The sequence below is a fragment of the Candidatus Tisiphia endosymbiont of Nedyus quadrimaculatus genome, assembly GCF_964059235.1.
Lineage (GTDB): Bacteria > Pseudomonadota > Alphaproteobacteria > Rickettsiales > Rickettsiaceae > Tisiphia.
In genome coordinates this window covers 576,049-593,902 of record NZ_OZ060452.1, presented here as the reverse complement: position 1 = coordinate 593,902, position 17,854 = coordinate 576,049, and the positions used below count along the sequence as shown (strand labels likewise).

The following is a 17,854-nucleotide window of genomic DNA, read 5'->3' as shown; positions in this document are numbered from 1 at the left end:
ATTCCCGCGTAGGCGGGAATCTAGATACCTGCTTTCGCAGGTATGACACAAAATTTGTATCACCTAATTCAATAGGTTTGACTATATATGGAAGTAGGTCATTCTAAGGCTAAGCCAAAGAACTTACTAAAACTTAATAAGATTCTTTAGCACGCACGTCAAAAGACAGCACTTTTCAATAACATTTTTTAAAATTTCACATAAATTAAGCGAGAAAACAAAAAATCGCGGTTAAATTATGTGTTGTTAAATTAAGAATTAAAGCGTTTTGGAAAAACAGAAATAAGGTGATTAGCACCAAAACATGTAAAAATGATGGGGATATGCGGCAAAAGGAAAGAAGATAGAATTTGCATTAGTATTTTTAACGCTTATTGATAATAGGGGGTTTTTTAAATCATCTGATTCTTTTAACATAAAAATAACCTATAATAGATAGAAAATGTTATGCCATATATTGAGGGTATGACATATTATAAGTATAATATGGTAGGAAAAAGAGTCAAGTAATTTAAATATAAAGAATTTAAAATACGGTAGCACTTTACAAGCTTCTATAGTAGAATGAGCGAATCTAACTTTGTATAAAAAGGCTATTAGTATGTTAAAAAACTATTCGTGTTTAAAGGGAATCGTATCAAAGGATTTAGAAGATCATATAAAACACACAATGACTCACCATAATCTTATAGTACAAGCTAATGGATTAGACTATCAAGTAAATATAGACACTCAGTCCGATTCGATACCTAATGTTAAGGTGTACTATACCGATCAGTTTAGTAATGAACTATTAACTAATTTAAATAAACTAGGAAATGAAGGATTGTTTAGTTTGGATAAGTTACCTCGCACTTCTAGGCTTGATTATCTTCGTAGTGGAATTTTAAAAGTAGCTGATTTAAAGAATATGCTACCAAAATCATGGCAAGAAATATCAGCTTTGTTAGACCAATATCTTATATGTGGTGCAAAAGTGTGTATTTTAGGTGAATCGTATTATAATAGTGAAACAATGCAAGAGATGCCTTATGGCTTACATCTAAGACAAACATATAATCATCTACCTCCTAGAGGTATACATGATATACATATGAACCAAGGTACTTCTTTAATGATGCCGCAAAGTGAAAGTAATGGTATTTATCAAGATGGAGCTATATTTGTAGAAACACCTGATAATACAAACAAAGCTTTCTTCTTTAGATTCACGGAGCAATCTTTGGTTACTGATGATACCGGTAACCCTCTTGATGAACAAGGTAAGTCAAAAGCTTGGGCAGATGAATAGACTTCTTGCAGAAGCTTAATATAGAAGGTAGGAAAAGGAAAAGATTTTTATGAAAAATTATAGAATTGAAACTGATTCATTTGGAGAAATCAAAGTAGATGATCATTTTTACTGGGGTGCGGGAACTCAAAGGTCTCTTGAAAATTTTAAGATAGGTAATCAAAAAATGCCTATCCAATTGATTAAGGCATTGGCAATTTTAAAAAAATGTGCAGCAAAGGTCAATAGGGAATTAGGTGATCTTAAGCCTGAAATAGCAGAATCAATAGATCAAGCTACCACTAGAATATTAGATGGGGAATTTGATGATCAATTTCCTTTAGTAGTATGGCAGACCGGGTCTGGTACACAGACTAATATGAATATAAATGAAGTAATCGCCTCTATTGGTAATGAACAGCTAGTAGGTAAAAAAGGTGGTAAATCACCAATTCACCCCAATGATCATGTGAATATGGCTCAATCATCCAATGATTCCTTCCCAACTGCTATGCATATAGCAACCGTACTTGCGAGTAAACAACAATTAATTCCAGCCTTAACAAGTCTGCATTCAGCGTTAAATACCAAAGCTCAAGTTTGGAATAAAATAGTTAAGATAGGGCGTACTCATCTACAGGATGCTACACCAATAACTCTTGGACAAGAATTTTCTGGATATGTAACGCAAGTGGCATATGCTATAGAACGGGTTGAAGAATCACTAAAAAGAGTATATTTCTTGGCACAAGGTGGTACTGCAGTAGGTACTGGTATTAATTGCCGTAAAGAATTTGCTGTAAAATTTTCTGATAAAGTGACCTCATATACTAACTATCCGTTCAAAAGTGCTGCTAATAAATTTGAAGCACTAGCTACTCATGACGCATTAGTAGAATTCTCTAGTACCCTAAACACTATAGCGGTAAGTTTAATGAAAATTGCCAATGATATTAGACTGCTCGGGTCAGGGCCAAGATGTGGTTTTGGTGAATTACACCTACCAGAAAATGAACCTGGTTCATCAATTATGCCAGGTAAGGTCAACCCAACACAAATTGAAGCCGTAACTATGGTTTGTGTTCAGGTCATGGGAAATAATCTTGCAGTAACTGTAGCCGGATCAAACGGTTGTCTCGAGCTGAATACCTTTAAGCCTGTTATAATATATAATATTTTGCAGTCAATAGACTTAATTTCTTCTAGCATCAATAGTTTTGTTACGCACTGTATTGATGGGCTAGTACCAAATATAGAACGTATTAATAAACTCAGAGAACAATCGCTAATGTTAATAACAGCATTAAATCCACATATAGGCTATGATAATGCAGCAAAGATTGCAAAAAAAGCCTATCAAGATGGCATAACTTTAAGAGAAGCAGCTATAAAATTAAATTTTTTATCAGGTGAAGAGTTTGATAGCTTAGTGGTACTCGAAAATATGGTATAATTAGGGTGATGCCCATAAGTATATTTTATGGTAGAAATTTTTGGATTCTTTACTATACTAACAACAATTTAATTTAACAGGTAGAATATTATTATGGCTTTACATTTCAAAGCACCAGAGAATATAGTTCTTAAACCAGTTATTACAGTATTTGGTGTTGGGGGAGCTGGTGGTAATGCGGTAAATAATATGGTACTTGCAAAATTACAAGGAGCAAATTTTGTTGTTGCTAATACTGATGCACAATCACTGGAACATTCTTTATGTGATAATAAAATACAGTTAGGAATTGCTATTACTAAGGGTCTTGGAGCTGGTGCATCTCCAGAAATCGGTGCTTTAGCCGCTGAAGAATCAGCTGACGAGATTAAGGGATACTTAGAGGGTAGCAATATGGTGTTTATCACTGCCGGAATGGGTGGAGGCACTGGTACAGGTGCTTCTCCGGTTGTTGCAAAGATAGCCAAGGAACTAGGAATTCTTACTGTCGGAGTGGTAACTAAGCCTTTTCATTTTGAAGGAAAGCATAGGATTAGAACTGCCGAGCAAGGTTTACTAGATTTACAGAAATTTGTTGATACTTTGATAGTAATACCGAATCAAAATTTATTTCGTATAGCAAATGAGAGTACTACATTTGCAGATGCCTTTAAAATGGCAGATGATGTATTACATGCTGGAGTTAGAGGGGTTACTGATTTGATGATCATGCCAGGGCTTATCAATCTAGATTTTGCCGACATTAGAACGGTGATGAGCGAAATGGGTAAAGCTATGATGGGTACAGGGGAATCCTCTGGCGAGGATAGGGCAGTTAAAGCTGCTGAAGCAGCTATCTCTAATCCATTATTAGATCATAACTCAATGCGTGGTGCTAGGGGGGTTTTAATTAACATTACTGGTGGTACGGATATGACATTATTTGAAGTTGATAGTGCTGCTAATAGAATTAGAGAAGAAGTGGGTGATAGTGATGCTAATATTATTTTCGGTTCTACGTTTAATCCAGAATTAAATGGTGTTATTAGAGTATCGGTAGTTGCTACTGGTATTGATGCTGATCACTCAATAAGTAGCAAATCCCAACCTATTGAATTAATAGCAAGTACTACTACAAGTTCTGAACAGATGAATAGTCAGTCCAATTCGATAGAAACAACAATATTAGAAGAAATTCCAGATTTTGCTCAATATACTGGTGAAAAGCCTAGTTTAGTGGATTCTGAAACACAACCTTTAAATTTCAGTGTTCAAGCAACATCAATTGATATGCTAAATCAGCAAACTATAAGCAGTAATGATGCAAAATCATCTTTACTAAGTAGAATGTGGAATTCACTCAGATCTAATACTACTCAAACTCAGGAGCAAATAAAAAAGCCCACACCACCTATTCTTCAGAAGAATGATGGAGAAGTTGATATCCATGATATTCCAACCTTTCTAAGGAAACCAAAATAATTTGTTTTTTTATGAGAGATTTTTTAGGGTAGGCTTTTAAATTACCCTACAATTTTCAGGGTAATTTAAAAGTCGGGTTGTAAGCCTAATAGATAAGGGAAAAAGTGCTTAATATGTACTTGATGTCATCCCAGCGAAAGCTGGGATCTAAAAAAAATAGCCTGAAAGACTATTAAGTAATATATATCCCTGCCTTCGCAGGGATGACATCGGTAGTGGTTAAACTTACATCTATAACAACTAATGACTGTGACTTTTAAATTACCCTACAATTTTCAACAAATATATTTTACTAAAAATATTTATTGTCTATTATCATCAGATTATCCTATAAGTATAGTGTACAAAATGACTAAACTAGATTTTAGACATATTTCATCTGTAATAGATGATTATGATGTTTTTTTATTTGATCTTTGGGGAGTGGTAGTAGAAGGTAACCAAATTTATCCCGGAGTAGTTGATAATATTAACAAGATGCTTAAACAGCAAAAGAAAGTTTTTTTTGTTACTAATGCCCCACGCAACACATTTTTCTTATTGACCAAAATTAACAGCTGGGGCATTAACGCAACGAAAGAAATGATTATTAGTTCTGGTGAAGTAGCAATTGATATGATACTAGAAAGTGATAAAAGATTTGGTATAAAAAATCCTATAGTTTATCATCTTGGTCAAGAAGGTAACGATCTTATGGACGGATTACAGACACCTACTACCACAAACATAAATGAAGCTAATATTTTGCTGTTAACGCTTTATCGTGATGAAGGAAAAAATTTAAATTTAGATGAGTTTGACGATTTATTAAAAACTGCAGTTAAAAGAAACATGGTTAGCATATGTGCGAACCCAGATCTTGGAATTAGGCAACAAGGAATACAGAGATATTGTGCTGGATACTTTGCTGCAAAAATAAAACAATTTGGTGGTGAAGTAATTTTTACCGGCAAACCCTATATAGAAATATATCATAAAGTATTAAACCAATTACCAAATATTGCATTGAAACGTATTCTTATGATAGGCGATACTTTCTATACTGATATTTTAGGGGCGAATAAAGTAGGAATTAATTCAGCTTTAGTATTAACAGGTAATGCTACAAAGTTTCATAACCAGTATCATACTATTGAAGAAAAAATGCACCATTTGAAAATTGCAGCAACTGAGCAGGAAGTAATGCCAAATTTTGTTATTCAATTGACTGCAGATTAACAAGGATACTTGAATGATTTGAAGAATTGTTTTCAACTCTTGTATTCATGTACCTCATGTACTATGCACTCGCTTACCCTTTATTTTTAATCTAATTCGGAGGATTAATGTAATTTAAAAGTCAGCTTGTAAGCCTAATAGATAAGGGGAAAAGTGCTTAATATGTATTCGATGTCATTCCTAGCTAAAAGCGGGAATCCAAAAAATAACCTACAAAGGCTATTAGATATTATGGATTCCCGCCGTTGCTGAGAATGACATACTAGTGATCTACGCGGGCAAAGCCTTCGCATGGATGACATAGGTAGTAGTTAAACTTACATCTATAACAACTAATGACTGTGACTTTTAAATTACCCTGCGGAAGATCATGCGAGTATATATTGATATTAGTAGAATAATTTGTTATATACACTATTTGGATTAACCAAAATTATTTAGGCTACAGGAATAATTTTATTAAAAACTTATTATTAATTGCGGTCGTGGCGAAATTGGTAGACGCACAGCTTTGAGGGGGCTGTTCTTAACAGAGTGGAAGTTCAAGTCTTCTCGACCGCACCAGTTTTCTATATACTCTCAACTTAGTTGTCTTATAAAACCTAACATGTTAGAATACAAGTGACTCATCCTTCTTGGCTACTGAGGGTACTTTTAGAAAATTCAGTATATACTCTTCTGCTTTGAAGAATTGTTTTTTGAAAATATCAGGGACTCGCGTACTCATGTACTAAATGTACACTCCGCTTACTCACCCCTCATTTTCAAATCCAATTCGTAGGATCATTCGAGTATACTCAAATGAGGAGTTATGCAAAATCAATCAAAAAATATGTTGTCGGTTCATCAAAACCAATTTGACGAAACATTTGAGCAAATTAATAATCTTCTGAATAATGATGAATTTGGCAAAGCAATAGAGATTATGAGTAATCTCCACTATGCAGATCTTGCAGATGTTTTAGATAATATAAATCAGAAAACATATAAAATAATTCTTCCCTTATTACAGGATACACTAAAGCCTGAAACTTTAGTGCAACTTAGTGTGAACAGTAAACCACTTATAATGCAAATTTTAGGTATACAGAAAAGTGTACACCTAATTAATCAACTTGCTATAGAAGATGCTGTTGAAGTTATCGAGGATCTTGATGATCTAACAAAAGAAATGATCTTAGATAATCTCAAAGCAGAAAAAAGACAGCAAATTATAGAAGGCTGTACTTACCCAGAAGACACTGTTGGTAGGGTAATCGAAAGAAATTTTGTGTCATTTCAAGAAGATTGGACAGTAGCCACGGCTATAGATTTTATTAGACACAAACATATAGCACAAGATTTTCATGCTGCTATTGTACTTGACAGTAAATACCGACCTATAGGTAGTATACTTCTAAGCACTTTACTTAAGCATAAAGGGGATAAGTTAGTAAAAGATCTTATGAATCCTGAATTTAAAATTACCGATGTATTTACTAATTTAAGTGAGTTAAGTTTTATTTTTAAACAATATGCTCTAACAATTGTACCAGTGGTGAATAAAAGTGGCAAGTTAATAGGTACTGTTTCAATAGATAGTATGCTTTACATCATTGAACAACAAACAGAAAAAGATATAATGTCACTCGGTGGCGTTTATACTCAAGATACATTTTACAATCTATTTTATACTGTGAGACATAGATTCCCTTGGTTATTTGTCAATTTAATTACTGCTTGTATGACATCGATAATTATTAACCAGTTTAGTATTACAATCTCAAAACTTATAACACTGGCAGCTATTATGCCTATTGTTGCTTCTATGGGAGGGAATGCCGGTACACAAGCCATGACAGTGACAGTCAGAGCACTTGCCAACAAAGATATTCACCATAATAACGTGCTGAGAGTGATTCTTAAAGAAATAGCTGTATGCGGATTTAACGGCTCTATATTGGCCTTAGTTGGGGCACTATTAAGCTTAGCAATGCTTTCTGATCCAAATCTTAGCTTGATTTTCTCCATAGCCGTTATCCTAACTTTTCTAATTGCTGGTCTTTTTGGCTCAGTAATACCAATTACGCTACATTATTTAAATATTGATCCCGCCACTGGCTCAGGTGTATTCTTAACCACCATAACTGATTCATTTGCATTTTTTACCTTTCTTACTTTAGCTTATACCTTTTTGGTGTAAACTTGCCTTGTGATTATTTAGATTCTTATATAAAATTCATATATATACTGCTCGTAAATAAAGAGTTGATAGACGAAGATCAAAATTATGAAGTGCTAGGAGTCGAAGGGTCGAGGAGCGGAGCGTACATTTAGTACGTGAGCACCGAAGATCCACAACTGTCGAAAGTTAGAAGAGGAAGGGGTTTTAGAAGTCATAATGACAGTTTAAAAGTTGTGGGCTTATAACCGCTGTCATTGCGAGAAGGCGTAAGCCGACGAAGCAATCCACTTATGGTTACTTTTTTGGATTGCTTCGTCGACCTAAGGTCTTCCTCGCAATGACGTTACCCTATTTAAAACCCCTTCCTCTTCTAACTTTCGACAGTTATGACCGAAGATCCCTGAAGACGACAACGCAATTCTTGATTTTCATCGAGTATATGATGATGCTTGACAGCCAGTAACAACAAATGGAGATCTGTGTTAATAATATCAAAAAGAAACGTAAAGTGAAAATATTTTATAATATAGATAACTTTAATAGCTAATAATTATTGATTTACAACATCTATATCTATATTTTTACTTGATAGTCAAGCTATCATTAGCTGAATTAAATATAAACTAACTCACTTAAAGGAAAAATTTATGCACAAAGGTGAATTCATTGATTATATAGCAAACCAACAAAATTGTACTAAAGTTGAAGCTGAAAAGATTATAAATACATTTACCAATGCAGTCACTTCTATTCTTGCTGAAGGTAAAGACGTAATACTGATTGGCTTTGGTAAGTTTTACTCTAGTAAAGTAGCAGCTAGAGCTGGCAAAAATCCTAGAACTGGTCAGCCTCTTAAAATTGAAGCTTACGTTCAACCTAAGTTTTCTGCTGGTGAAAAACTAAAATCTGCCTGCAATGGACGTAAAGACTCAAAACCAAAAACTGCAAAGTAAGAATAGAAACAATAAGGATTAATGCTATAGCTAACCCAAGAAGGTTTTAGCTATACTCTTCTGCTTTGAAGAATTGTTTTTTGAAAATATCATGGATTCGCATGCGTAACTATACTATATGTACGCCTAGCATGCTCACCATTCATTTTCAAATCCAATTCTTCAAATCATTTGAGTATATATGTTAATCTCTTAGCCAAAAACGATGTCATATATGGACAAAGTCCATGCAATCATCCCTGCATCTTCGGATGTCACCCCTGCGTAGGCAGGGGTCTAAAAAAATAGCATAGAAGGTATGTTATACATTTTTAGACCCCTGCTTTCGCAGGGGTAACATCAGCTTTAATAGAGATGATACTGAACCTAGTATTAACTTGTTATATCGATACTTGAGATTAAGTAAGAGTATACTCTTCTGCTTTGAAGAATTGGTTTCGCAAATACTTGCGGGGATTTCGTGTACTCACGCACTTTATGTACGCCTAGTCCCATAGTACCCTACATTTTTTATATAACCACTATTAAAATGGCTGCTGATAGTCTATTAGCGAGGAGTCGCTGAAAGCGGCGACGCAGCAATCTAGGATACGCGAAGCGTACTAGAAAAAACAGCTTCGCTGTTTACCTAGATCGCCACGGCATCTAAAGATGCCTCGCGATGACGATTATAGAAAAATGTAGGGTACTATGGTCTAGTCCGCTCACCCCTTGTTTATTGTCCCCATTCTCCAAATCATTTGAGTATACTCTTTTTGAGGTAACCATGATCAAAATGAAATATCGCTTTAATTTGTTGCTCATACTTATTAGATGTTATCAATTCTTTATTTCCCCCCTACTTGGTGATAATTGCCGTTTTGATCCATCATGTTCAGAATATGCTAGGTCAGCAATAATAATGCATGGTAATATTAAAGGATTATGGTTATTTATTAAGAGAATAATTAGGTGTAATCCTTTCTGTCAAGGAGGATATGATCCTGTGCCTAATACTACCCAACCTGAAAATTAATTGAAAGAGTATAGAGCTACTCATAAAAACAAAATCTTCACATCTTCAGGAAGCCTGATTCCTCAAATCATTTTTGCTCAGTCTTGATCAAATGTAGTAATTTTTCTTTTGCCTCTGCTTTAGCACGTAGGCTTGCATAAGTGTCTTGCTTACTGTCATCTGTAATATGGTTCACAAATACAATAGTCCTATTATCTCTTTGAATCCAACCAACAAACCACCCTTGCTGGAGGTCTAGCTTCTTCGTTCTATTTTTATTAAGCTGAGAACCGTTGCCTGTTTTCCCATAAAGTTTCCAGCCGTTTGGTAGTTCCTCCACAAAGAGTATATTTTTTGTCATTTCATGAGATTTAAGACTTATTGGTAATTTGTTATCAATAAGATTCTGTAAAAACACGCTTTGCTCTTCAGGTGAAATTTCCAACGAACTGGATATCCATGAACTCGTTAATTCATTGTTTTTATCTTTATCGCCTGAAACATTTTGATTCCCATAGTTAAATTTTACAACATAGTCTTTGAATTTACTCATTCCAAGCTTTTGCGTCAGAACTTGAGAATACCAAACACAACTATTTTGCATCCATGTTGTTGGATTGTGGGGCTGTTTCCACCTCTCAAGCCAATCTATATAACCTTCTTTAAATGGTAACTCAGGATGAGTCTCATCAACTAGCAACCCTTCTTCATATCCCATCAGACTAATGGCAATTTTGAACGTTGAGCAAGGTGCATAGCGTGATGCACAATCACCTTCTTGTTTGATAATTTTATCATTTTCTTTAGCCAAAAAGCATTTGGTATCTGCCAGTGAAGATGTGTTAAACAATAACCCAATACTTAAACATAAAATAAGTTTTTTCATTATACCTCCTAAAAATTTAGATTTGTTTCTTCTTTTATTAAGCCAATAAGCCTTATCGGAAATTCTGTTGCCCCTCTTACCTTAATTGGCAGAGCTAAGATACAGCTTCCTATTACTATTATAGGTAGACTTGCCAAATTAGCAACATTTTCAACAATATATTTGCCATTGCCCAAAAACAATTTATGAACGGGGAATCCATCTGCTGGTCTGTCTGGTGACAAAGTGTCAATACCAAGTCCGCACACACCTCGTTTTGTCAGTATCTCAGCGGCTTCAACTGATATAGAAGGAAAAACGTGATTATTGCGATACTTTTCCGGATCACCCCAAAACTTTTCCCATCCTGTTTTGATCATCACAAAACTTCCCTCATTGATAACTCCATATTGTCCTTCAAAACGCTCAATGTCCGTTAGGCTTAGACTATAACGCTCGTGGCAAGAGTTTGACACGTCAATCATAACACAAGGAGCAATCAGCTGCGATAATGGTATTTGGTCAATGGTAGTACTACCTGGAATACAGTGTGCTGGTGCATCCATATGTGTACCAATTCCGGCATGCATTTTGAACTGCTGCACGCGAAATTCTTCATTCTGTAGGCAGTCAGAATAATCCAATTTAACCTCAATATTAAACCCTCAACCTCCACTCCATGAAGGAGTTTGCTCATCAAGAGTGTGTGTGAGATCAATAATTTTGTATGGAAAAATCATGACCATCCCTCCTTCAAACTTACCAAAAAGAATCAGTTCGCAATATTCCTATTATAAAGAAAGTAATATAAACAACTATACATAAAACTATATATAAAGTGTAATTAAATACGTAACCTGTCTGCGATTTACTCACTAGAAAACCAAAGTAATTTACCGTTTTGGCAAAGCTATTTGGACCAAATCTATCTATCACTCTTTGATCCATCAAATTGCATAACTTACTTAAGTTAGTTACTAATCTTACTATCACAAAGTCATAAACCTCATCAAAATAATATTTATGTACCAACAGCTTTTCTATAAATCCTATTTTTATTTTTTCTTTGATGCTTCTATAAAAATAAATCCCCAAAACAATACCTATTAGTCCCAAAACCATTGGTAATAATTTTATATAAAGAGGAGGATGAATTGCTAGTATTTGGTAAATATGAATATTAAATATACTATCAAGGAAATAACCATTTGGTTTGTCAAAAGACAATATATAATAACCTATCATCCCTGCAAAAAAACTACCTGCCACTAAAAGACTAAGTGGCCCATTCATGATATTGGGTGATTCATGGACATGATTGATGTCAATAGTTAATCTAGTTTTTCCATGAAATACTAATAAGATAATTTTCATAGAATAAATGGCAGTCAGAACTGCAGCAAGAATTCCAAGAATAAACACGATAGTACCGATACCACCGCTACTATATGCTAGCTCTAAAATAGCATCTTTTGAATAAAATCCTGCTAAAGGATAAATACCTATGAGAGCCAGTGATCCAATTAAAAAATTACAATAAGTAATAGGCATCTTATCTTTCAAACCACCAATCTTAAAAATATTTTGCTCGTGACAAGCGTGAATTACACTACCAGCTGATAAAAATAATAAAGCTTTAAAAAATGCATGGGTGACTAAATGAAAAATACCAGCATTATAAGCTGATACACCACAAGCAAGAAACATATAACCAAGTTGGCTACAAGTAGAATAGGCAATAATTTTTTTTATATCATCTTGAACTATGGCAATACTTGCGGCAAATATACATGTAATAGCACCAATAATGGCAATAAAGTGCAATACCCCTATACTATATTCAAATAAATAAGAACATCTAGCTACTAAAAAGACCCCGGCTGTTACCATAGTTGCAGCGTGAATAAGTGCTGAAACTGGAGTTGGACCTTCCATAGCATCTGGTAGCCATATATGCAAGCCAATTTGAGCCGACTTGCCCATGCATCCCAAGAATAATAGCAAACATACCAAGTCAATTACTGTTGCTTTAAAACCCAATATACTCAATTGTATCTTAGATAATGACTCCGCTTTATCAAATACACTAGCAAAATCAACTACACCAAAATAAACAATAATGGTAATAATCCCAAGTATAAAAGCAAAATCTCCTACCCTATTGACTATAAAGGCTTTAATTGCTGCTTTATTCGCCGCTTCTTTCTGATACCAAAAACCAATTAACAAATATGAACATAGACCAACACCTTCCCAACCAAAAAATAATTGTAAAAAATTATCTGCTGATACCAAAGCTAGCATAAAGAAAGTGAATAATGATAGAAATGCTAGAAATTTAGGTAATCCATCATCATCTGCCATATAGCCAAGAGAATAAATATGTACAACAGCTGAAATCCAAGTAACCACTATAAACATAATAGCAGTTAGCTGATCGACGTAAATCGCCCAACTTACTTTCATGTTACCAACTTCTAGCCATTTTGCTAAAATTATATGAATAATGGCTTTGTTTATGCCCACATTGTAAAATATAAACATAGATAATAATGCCGATAAACTTATAGCAATAGTAGAAATAAAAGCTGCTTGTTTTTTGCTAAAACACTGACAAAACAGACCATTGATGATACCAGAGATTAAAGGTAACATTACTGTAAGTGTTGCTGCCGAAGCTATCATATCAATTAGCCCTTCATCTGATTTATATCACCCACTTCTATTGAGCCTTTATTTCTAAAATAAACTAGTAATATTGCAAGCCCTATTGTGGTCTCGGCAGCTGCTATTGTTAAAATTATTATACTAAAAATTTGCCCAGATATCTCATGTGCATAAGTAGAGAATGCCACAAAATTGATGTTTACAGCCAGCAGCATCAATTCAATCGACATAAGAATTGTTATGACATTCTTACGATGCATAAACAAACCAACCATCCCTATACTAAAAATGAGGGCCGACAAAGTTAAATAATGTTCCAAAGTAATAGTACTAATCATATTTGAGTCCTTCTATTCCCTCATTTAAATGTGGTTTAACCATTAATATGGAATTATCTTTATTTTTAGCATGCTGCTTAGCAATATCCTGTCTTTTAACTCCGCTGCGATGCCGAATAGTTAAGGTAATACAAGATATCATTGCCACAAACAGGATAATACCCGAAACTTGAAAAGGTAAAATATAATCGGTATATAGTACTTTCCCAATAGCATGAGTATTAGTGACATCTGATTTTATCTCAAATTGGCTATTATCTAAAATTATATTTTTAGTACCTAACCAAATTATCAGGACAAGATCAGCAAACATAATAAGTGCAACAGCAATACTTATAAATAAGTTTCTTTTAAATTGCACAATAACATCGGTAAAACGGATATTCAACATCATTATAACAAACAAAAATAATACTGCTACTGCCCCAACATATATAACAATCAATATCATTGCTAAAAATTCTGCTCCTAGCAAAATCATTAGCCCCGAACCGTTACAGAAAGTAAAGATCAACCATAAGACAGAATAAACAGGGTTTTTACTAATGACTACCAAACAACTACTTATAACCATTAACCCCGCAAATAAATAAAAAAATATCTCCATAATTATCTATATTTATAATCATCATGTAGCTTAATTGCTAATTCTTGTTCCCACATATCACCATTTTTCAGCAATTTTTCTTTGTCATAAAGCAATTCTTCATGGGTAATAGTAGCAAATTCAAAATTAGGACCTTCCACTATAGCATCAACTGGACAAGCCTCCTGACATAAACCACAATAAATGCATTTAGTCATATCAATATCGTACCTAGTGGTACGCCTACTACCATCTTCTCTTTCTTCTGCTTCAATAATAATAGCTTGAGCCGGACAAATTGCTTCACAAAGCTTACAAGCAATACAACGTTCCTCACCATTGGCGTAACGCCTTAATGCATGTTCACCTTTAAATCTTGGGCTTATCCTTCCCTTCTCATAGGGATAATTTATAGTTACTTTAGGTTTGAAGAAATACTTCAAAGTTAGACTAAGCCCTGAGATTATTTCAAATAAAAAAAGAGACTTCAAGTAACTAATTATTTTCATTTTATTATACACCAAAAATTTGTAGCACTAAGCATGTTTACAATTTATTTTTTCTTCCTAGAGAAGGTTTTAGGTATACTAATACTTATAAAGTTCTATCTTTTAATAAATCAGCTATTGCCTGATAAGATTTCAGAGCTTTTTCTGGATCACTGGCAATCATTTCTGCTCCAAGTTTCTCATTATTATTCATATTCCATAAACGACAATTATCAGGGCTAATTTCATCAGCCAACATTACCATAAATTCCTCACCATTAAACACTCTGCCAAATTCTAGTTTGCATTCAACAAGCCTTATACCAATACCTGTAAATAATCCACTTAAAAAATCGTATGTTCTTATGGCTTTATGTTTTACTTCATCAATTTCTTGTTTACTTAACCAACCGAAATTTAGTATTTGGTGTTCATTAATTATAGGATGCTTTAACTCACTATTTCTAACTCTAAAATCGATAATTGGATGATCAAATACGTATCCTTCTTCCATAGAGAATTCTTTTACAAACCTACCGCAAGCTACTGTAGAAACCAATATTTGAACGGGGAAAATATCTACAGATTGTATTAATTGCTCACGCATATTAATTTTTTCAATTAGGTGGTTATCTATTCCTACCATATCAAGTTTGCTCATTATGAAGGACGAAATATTATTATTCAGCACCCCTTTACCCGAAATATCAAAAATCTCTCCGTTCTCTAAAGTAATTTTGTCAGTAAAGGCCATAATAAAAGCAAAATCTTCTTGTGACTGATAAAGAGCTTTACTTGATCCTTGATATAACTTTTGTTTCATTTGAAAAATAATATACTTCTCCTACTTCAAGAGTTGTTTTCACAACTCTTGAAGTAGGAAATTATTTAATAATGAGTGCAAAAGGTTCTATAGTAGTGGCTTTCACCTTTTGCACAAATTTAATATTTATTATATCAGAAGAATAGATTAAATAAATATTTAATGCTAATCCAGCTAGCAGCGATTGCTATAAAAGCTATAATAAGTCCAACTATAGAGGTAATAAATCCAAGAACTATAGTTAATCCATCTCGGTTTAAAAGACCTAATGCCATTATTGTAATGCCCAGTGCAGGTATGGCGTTAGTTAGAGGTAAAGGTATTGATATGGCAATAGAGCAAATCAGCGATATTAAACCAATAAATTGTTCACAATATATAGAGGCTGCGAAACTAAATCTTGGTCGTATATATTTTTCCACAAATTTAATTTTTGGTACAATTTTGTCACTTATATTAATAAGTATACCATTGCTAATTTGATAGTTATTAATTTTGGATGGTAAAGAAACTTGTCTAAAGCCAAGCAACATCTGCATAGATAGAATCATCAAAGGAATCCCTACTATAGTAGTAAAACCTGGAGGATACGGCAGCGGAATTGCAACTGGTATTGCAAAAAAAAGTATCATTAATAGAAGACCATTTTCATGAAAATCAACTAATAACTCACTAATTCTAGTCTTTTCTTTTTTTTCTTTTTGTCCTAATTTATAAAAAATACTAGATACTTTAGTTCTATCTAGTTGTTTATCTTTTGATGCAATGTTAAACATTTTTACTTAATTTTCTTGTAAATTATACTATATTTTAGATTATTAGAAAATAATTAATAATCAAAGAAATTAATTCAATCAATAATTCTCTTACATTCGTTAGGTTATCTCAAAATTACGATTTTATAGTAATTGAGAAATCCACTACGGAATGTAGCACAATTGTAATGGATTTAGCAAAGAATATTTACTTTATTATTGTTAACCTCAGTTCGATATAAGAATTATTAATTCTTATATTGAACTGGCTTTAATTTAAATGCTTTGTTAAAGTTAGCTGAAGATGTTATACAGCAAAAATAATGACTCTATAGATAATTTATGTAAAAAACTAACTATTTCGCCTTACGTATACTCAGGGTAATTTAAAAGTCGGGCTGCAAGGCTAATAGATAAAGGAAAAAGTGCTTAATATGTACTCGATGTCATATATGGACGAGTAAGTAAGTCAATAAGAAAAATGATGCGGGAGTAATAAAAAAATAAGCTGTCATATATTCGGCATCTAGTGCCATAATAGTTTTCGCATTCCACGCAATCCTTGGAGTTATCCACTCATTCTTACGGCTTCTAGAGCCTTGACATAAAATCTCGGACTTGTTTTTGGAATGCCCATTTATTATCTCCAATCACTTTCGCTTATATCGTACCTCTTAAATCCTATTTACTTACTTCTTCTTTTATATAGATAAAATACAGATAAATCTATATACACCACCAACTATCAAGCATATGCACATTTTCTTGTAACACATACATACGCTATTCTAGCTAATTTGTTTGCTATTGCCACAGCAGCCTTATTAAAGCTCATCCTTCCCAACAATTTTTTTGCCCATAGCACTAAATGATCAGTGGGGTCCTTTTGTATTTTTGCTCTGATTGCAATAGACCTTGCTCCTTGTATCAGCATAGTTCTAACATATCTATCTCCTTTCTTAGTGATAGATCCAAGACTTGTTTTACCACCTGTGCTATTTTGCTTAGGCACTAATCCCAAACTTGCAGCAAAACTTCGACAATCATCATAATTTTCATAAGCTGCTATGCTTAGTATATTAGCATTAATTTCTCCAATACCTGGTATTGTTTTTAATAAAGTAGCTGTTTCAGATTCTTTATTTATTGCTATTAGCTGTTTATCTATTGCTGATTCTTGTATTAATAACGTAGCAATTTCTTCAGCTATTACCTTCATTTCCTTATACATTCTCTCTGAAATCACACCAGCATTTTTGGCATCTTCTACTATATTTAATGCCTCACGGGCAAATTTAGATTTACTCATTTTTATGTAATAACCAAATTCAAGTAAATCACTCATTAAACCATTACTATATTGTACTCTTTGTCTAATAATATGTTGCCGACGTTTATGTAACCAACTAATCTCTTGTTGTGATATATTTTTTATACGAACCGATTTTAACTCCGGATCTTTTCCTGCTCTTGCTATTGCCAAAGCATCATTTGTATCATTTTTTTGCCGAGTTTTTGCAAAAGCTTTTACATCACATGGTTTAAGTAATTTTACTGTAAAACCTGATTCCATAAACTTATTGCTCCAATAATGACAACTGCCACATGCTTCCATTACCAATAAACTATTCTTGGGAATGTTTGTTAAAATGTAGTCTTCAAATTCTTCTCTGTGTAATTTTTTAGCTAATATTTTTTCACCATCTTTATTTAATGCAACAATATGAAAAATTGTTTTTGCTAAATCAATGCCTAGTATGTTAATATCTTTCATGGTATGGACTCCTTTTTAATTATTAAATAGTATAATTATGTGACC

15 protein-coding genes, 1 tRNA gene and 1 pseudogene are annotated in these 17,854 nt (G+C 33.5%); 8 read left to right on the top strand and 9 right to left on the bottom strand.

Translation table 11 applies throughout. From position 1 onward, the window contains the following. The first annotated feature begins 601 nt into the window (after window positions 1–601). The 8 genes and pseudogenes from AB3211_RS02945 (at window position 602) to yidD (ending at window position 9,534) form a co-directional block, all read left to right on the top strand. Complete coding sequence (locus tag AB3211_RS02945) at window positions 602–1,291, top strand: DUF2278 family protein (RefSeq protein ID WP_367364636.1); 690 nt, start codon at window positions 602–604, stop codon at window positions 1,289–1,291. 49 nt (window positions 1,292–1,340) lie between these two features. Next, window positions 1,341–2,723 (top strand): class II fumarate hydratase, encoded by a 1,383-nt coding sequence (gene fumC, locus AB3211_RS02940; protein WP_367364635.1) that lies wholly within the window; start codon window positions 1,341–1,343, stop codon window positions 2,721–2,723. A 93-nt stretch (window positions 2,724–2,816) separates the two neighbouring features. Continuing rightward, window positions 2,817–3,789, top strand: a pseudogene (gene ftsZ, locus AB3211_RS02935) (cell division protein FtsZ); the annotation flags it as partial. 743 nt (window positions 3,790–4,532) lie between these two features. Further along, window positions 4,533–5,402 carry a TIGR01459 family HAD-type hydrolase gene (locus AB3211_RS02930; RefSeq protein WP_367364633.1) on the top strand — a complete coding sequence of 290 codons (870 nt, stop codon included), beginning with the start codon at window positions 4,533–4,535 and terminating at the stop codon, window positions 5,400–5,402. A gap of 479 nt (window positions 5,403–5,881) precedes the next feature. Further along, a tRNA-Leu gene (locus AB3211_RS02925) sits at window positions 5,882–5,966 on the top strand. A gap of 247 nt (window positions 5,967–6,213) precedes the next feature. Then, a complete protein-coding gene (mgtE, locus tag AB3211_RS02920) occupies window positions 6,214–7,584 on the top strand; it encodes a magnesium transporter (RefSeq protein ID WP_367364632.1) in 1,371 nt (456 codons plus the stop codon). A 629-nt stretch (window positions 7,585–8,213) separates the two neighbouring features. Next, window positions 8,214–8,519, top strand: coding sequence for an HU family DNA-binding protein (locus AB3211_RS02915; RefSeq protein ID WP_341752074.1), 306 nt, complete (start codon window positions 8,214–8,216; stop codon window positions 8,517–8,519). A gap of 775 nt (window positions 8,520–9,294) precedes the next feature. Then, a complete protein-coding gene (yidD, locus tag AB3211_RS02910) occupies window positions 9,295–9,534 on the top strand; it encodes a membrane protein insertion efficiency factor YidD (RefSeq protein ID WP_367364805.1) in 240 nt (79 codons plus the stop codon). Window positions 9,535–9,601: 67 nt separating this feature from the next. On the opposite strand, the gene blaOXA is transcribed toward yidD, so the two are convergent. From blaOXA to AB3211_RS02865, 9 genes are all read right to left on the bottom strand, one after another. Continuing rightward, a complete protein-coding gene (gene blaOXA, locus AB3211_RS02905; RefSeq protein ID WP_367364631.1) occupies window positions 9,602–10,399 on the bottom strand; it encodes a class D beta-lactamase in 798 nt (265 codons plus the stop codon). A gap of 8 nt (window positions 10,400–10,407) precedes the next feature. Beyond that, window positions 10,408–10,983: a cyclase family protein gene (locus tag AB3211_RS02900; protein ID WP_367364630.1), complete on the bottom strand. Its 576-nt coding sequence runs from the start codon at window positions 10,981–10,983 to the stop codon at window positions 10,408–10,410. Between the two features lie 154 nt (window positions 10,984–11,137). Next, window positions 11,138–13,063: an NADH-quinone oxidoreductase subunit L gene (gene nuoL / locus AB3211_RS02895; RefSeq protein ID WP_367364629.1), complete on the bottom strand. Its 1,926-nt coding sequence runs from the start codon at window positions 13,061–13,063 to the stop codon at window positions 11,138–11,140. A gap of 5 nt (window positions 13,064–13,068) precedes the next feature. After that, on the bottom strand, window positions 13,069–13,383 hold the full coding sequence (nuoK, locus tag AB3211_RS02890) for an NADH-quinone oxidoreductase subunit NuoK (RefSeq protein ID WP_341757565.1): 315 nt from the start codon (window positions 13,381–13,383) through the stop codon (window positions 13,069–13,071). Beyond that, window positions 13,376–13,990 (bottom strand): NADH-quinone oxidoreductase subunit J, encoded by a 615-nt coding sequence (locus AB3211_RS02885; RefSeq protein WP_367364628.1) that lies wholly within the window; start codon window positions 13,988–13,990, stop codon window positions 13,376–13,378. Before AB3211_RS02885 ends, nuoK begins: the two co-directional genes overlap by 8 nt. 2 nt (window positions 13,991–13,992) lie before the next feature. Then, window positions 13,993–14,472, bottom strand: coding sequence for an NADH-quinone oxidoreductase subunit NuoI (gene nuoI, locus AB3211_RS02880; protein ID WP_367364804.1), 480 nt, complete (start codon window positions 14,470–14,472; stop codon window positions 13,993–13,995). A 91-nt stretch (window positions 14,473–14,563) separates the two neighbouring features. Continuing rightward, window positions 14,564–15,280: a phosphoribosylaminoimidazolesuccinocarboxamide synthase gene (locus AB3211_RS02875; RefSeq protein ID WP_367364627.1), complete on the bottom strand. Its 717-nt coding sequence runs from the start codon at window positions 15,278–15,280 to the stop codon at window positions 14,564–14,566. 134 nt (window positions 15,281–15,414) lie between these two features. Next, the gene (locus AB3211_RS02870) at window positions 15,415–16,056 is read right to left on the bottom strand and encodes an exopolysaccharide biosynthesis protein (RefSeq protein WP_367364626.1); all 642 of its coding nucleotides are present in this window, start codon (window positions 16,054–16,056) and stop codon (window positions 15,415–15,417) included. Window positions 16,057–16,780: 724 nt separating this feature from the next. Then, window positions 16,781–17,809 carry an IS110 family transposase gene (locus AB3211_RS02865; protein ID WP_367363657.1) on the bottom strand — a complete coding sequence of 343 codons (1,029 nt, stop codon included), beginning with the start codon at window positions 17,807–17,809 and terminating at the stop codon, window positions 16,781–16,783. Window positions 17,810–17,854: the final 45 nt, after the last annotated feature.